The following is a 3,503-nucleotide window of genomic DNA, read 5'->3' as shown; positions in this document are numbered from 1 at the left end:
ATCATCCGAATCCTTTTGCGAACTGCTAGAGTTCTATGTAATTTCGGATGTACTTGAATCTTCTGCTGCTGCAGAACTTCCACTGTCGTCACAAGCACAAAATAAAGAGGCTAAAAAGAAAAGCGAAATTTTAGCTAAATGCTTCATGAGTTTTCCTTTATTTATGTTGTTTTAAATTTTAAAGTAATATAACTTATGAGAACCATAAGACTTTTATCATCTGCTTTAGCTTTTCCCTCTTCAGGTTTTTCAACTTTAGATTTATCCTCTTTAGTTTTTTCCGCTTCAGGTTCTTCCACATCTAGTCTAATTTTCTTATTAGATGACCATGCTGCGAGAATCATATCTTTCATTAAAGGATCGTTTGTTTTAAGTCCCTCATCAGCCTCTTGTACAATGGCTTTTTTGAAATCATTATCAAAGAACAGATTCTTGTGTTCCTCCTTATCATCCTTTTTTAAAACAACTGCATAGTTTTGACACCCTTTTATGTAAAATTTTATAGAGTCCGAGGACTCCTGTTCCACCTTGGTCACAATGCATTCAATATAATATACCATTTTTTACTCCTTTTTAAATGTTTAATCGAGTTCCTTTCCACTCCACAAAATCAGGATAAAGGATTTCCTTTACATCCTGTTCTGTGGATTGATTAAATACTTGCGGAATACCGCCGCAATAGGCGCGAACATGTTTTTCATCAAAAATCGATACCGCATTGTCTATGGCGCAAACACCGTATTCCGCAGCATCTTTTTCACAGCGATGCTTCTCGGCATATTCCCGCATTTCATCGCCATACAGCCACTTTTGCGGACCTTTATGACCAACAATCACCGTGCAATAGGGCGCATCCGTTGAACCTTTACGGCACCGTACCGCTTCTGAAAATGTCTGAATCCACAACGCATCATCTGGAGGCAATTGATAGCCGAACAAAACAATATGACGAGCCTTTTCAAGGCTCACCCTGATATCTCTCTGAACCTCTTCAAGAAACGAGGTGGGGGGTCCCTTGATCAAAGTCTGCATAATCATGGGGGCGCTATTAGCAAAAGTCTTGGAGCCGCAAGACACGCATTCCAAGGCATCTGTTTGCAGCTTTTTTGTCCGCCATTCTTTTTCGCATTCCGTCCTATTAAAATCGTCATTATCAAAAATCGGAACTGGAAGCGGCGGATTCAAATGCAGCGAATTTACACCCCATTCATCGCCCAAATAATACATCATGCGCCCACACACAGGGCATTCGCGCCAGTTGGAACTTCCATGGGCAAAATAAAACTTTCCGACACGATTAATAGGGCTGCCGGGAACCGAGCACTCATTTTGGCGAAAGGCAACCGTCTCATTAAATGAATAGGAAAATTTTCCCGGATTTCGGTCCAAATCTTTTTTGCTTACTTTACGGCTTTTAGTATTGAATCCAAAATCGAGCCAGAGATTCAATTCCTGACCTGTCGATAGATAAAACCCTGAATGATTCGCAGCCTTGTGGGCATTAAAAAGCAGCCACATGATTACGGTTTCAAAATTAAAGGAAACCATGGAATAGCTAAACAAGTAAAACGCTCTACTATTCAAAGGATAACCGCATTTTTCAAACCGGCCTCCTTCTTTTTGCATCAGCCGAGCAAGGGAATTCGCAAACGCCTCGTACTGCTTTAATTTGTCAGCATTTTTCCCGTTCGCCAAATTTTTCCAAGCCTTTGCAAACAGAAAAACAGTCAAGCAAATCGCACAAGAATAAGCGCCCCGAAGCCTTGAATTTTCAATGACAATTTCATCGTGCCCCTCAGAAACCGCGCAAACCTTGATGCTCTGCTTTGCATTTATCTTTTTATCCAAAAGAGTGTATAAATCTCTAATCAGATTATCTTGGTGCGACTTTGGGCATACAGGAATAATTTGTTTTAACGCAAGCCAGTCATAAGCATGCCGCAGTTCCAAAATCCGAGCTTCCAAAACAGCGTCATCAATAGTTGGAGAAATATTCTGATATGCCCGCTTTGCGGCCTCGCGTTCCGATGGCGTTATTTCAAGCCAAGAATCCCCTTTTTTCTTTTCATTTCCAAGCAGAGTCAAGAAATCTTCAAGTCGGCGCAAGTCTTCGGGTTCGAAATTTTTCGCCACTTCTTTTAACGATTTAGCCGCATTTTCATCAGCCAAATTTCGAAAAAATTCGGTTTGTTCGTTTGTCTGTGGCATGCCAAGGCTTGCAGTAGCCCCAGCTCCAATAAAGACAAGCGTTTCTGACCAAATCAACCTTTTGTCATCTTGAAGAGACATTGAAAAAATCCATTCAGATTAAATACCGATTGCCATCATTAAAAAGAACCTTTTCATTATCTCACCCATTTCATTGGTTGAACTTTTTGCATCAAAAAAGCTCCTTTTAAGCAATTTCATAGCGGAATGTAAAAAAAAACAGTTCCGTCAATAATTTTTACGAGCTCTTTGATTTGCTAAAAATTGGAATTTTGGAGAGAAAATGGCAAAATCTTTCTCTGCGCGGGGTTTTGAGAGCTTAGAGCTGAGAACTTTGAGCTTAGAAATTCTAAGCTCTAAACAAAAGGGAATTTCCAGCGTCAAAAGTTTCAGATGGAGGGTTCAAATGAAATTTCTAGCCACTTTTTTTCGGATGGACACTTCAAATGAAATTTCTTGCCATTATTTTGACCGCGGGAACTCATCTTTAAAAATTTTTGGCTTAATATGAACTGCTAGATCCGTTCACTTCGCCTTCGACTCCACTCAGAATTACACGGGAAATGTATCCTGAACGCAGTGAAGAATCTAGCTGTTCTCATTGCGAAAAGCGCTAGATTCTACCCCAAAGGGCTTAACTAAAGTTCCAAGTTTCATATATCGCTCCGCCTTCGGCTCCGTTCAGAATGACATGGCGGATGTGTCTGCGGCGCGCTTGCTATAAATAGCAGCGAAGCTGCCTAACTTTTGAATTGTTCATTATCAATTGTGAATTATGCATTGATTTCAACTTTTTTCGTTTTTAAGTAAAATCTTCTTTACTTTTGGTGCATTTTTACTAATTAAAGCGTCTATACTCTTAGATAGGGAAAATTGTCCTTATCCGCTTTTTTGGGGGCGTTCCCAATGGAGAACAAAATGACAAAAAATTCTCGTCGCAGTCATGACGCATTTTTCCGCTGGCTTTTTGCCGACGAAAATCATCTGCGGGCGTTGTTGAAACTTTCCGCAAAATCCAATTTGGAGATTCAGCAATTTTTGGCAGCGGTCGATCCGAATACATTTGTGCGCATTCCCGATTCCTATTCGAATGTGGACGAAACGGGCGAAGCCGATTTGGCGTTTCGGGTGAACGCCACTTCGGGCGATCACGCACTCGTAGGCGTTTTGCTCGAACACAAATCCGGGCCTGACGCAAACACGTTGGCGCAGATGGGAAAATATGTCAATTCGGTGATGAACGCTTACGCACAATCGCACAGCGCAACGCAAATTCCGACAGTCGCCATTCTTTT

At 41.1% G+C, this 3,503-nt stretch carries 3 protein-coding genes; 1 reads left to right on the top strand and 2 read right to left on the bottom strand.

The annotated features are described in order from the left end of the window. Nucleotides 1-161: 161 nt before the first annotated feature. Both B0H50_RS12815 and B0H50_RS12810 read right to left on the bottom strand, forming a co-directional pair. Entirely contained in the window at nucleotides 162-560 is a 399-nt protein-coding gene (locus B0H50_RS12815) for a hypothetical protein (protein WP_106200283.1), read from the bottom strand. 13 nt (nucleotides 561-573) lie between these two features. Further along, nucleotides 574-2,289 carry a hypothetical protein gene (locus B0H50_RS12810; RefSeq protein WP_109587909.1) on the bottom strand — a complete coding sequence of 572 codons (1,716 nt, stop codon included), beginning with the start codon at nucleotides 2,287-2,289 and terminating at the stop codon, nucleotides 574-576. An 837-nt stretch (nucleotides 2,290-3,126) separates the two neighbouring features. Between B0H50_RS12810 and B0H50_RS12805 the strand changes: the two genes are divergently transcribed. After that, nucleotides 3,127-3,503 (top strand): Rpn family recombination-promoting nuclease/putative transposase (locus B0H50_RS12805; RefSeq protein ID WP_199191915.1); only part of this gene is annotated, 377 nt, incomplete at its 3' end.

Origin of the sequence: Hallerella porci (assembly GCF_003148885.1) — a bacterium.
Classification (GTDB): domain Bacteria; phylum Fibrobacterota; class Fibrobacteria; order Fibrobacterales; family Fibrobacteraceae; genus Hallerella; species Hallerella porci.
The sequence above is the reverse complement of the archived record's forward strand: the minus strand, read 5'-3'. Positions and strand labels throughout refer to the sequence as shown.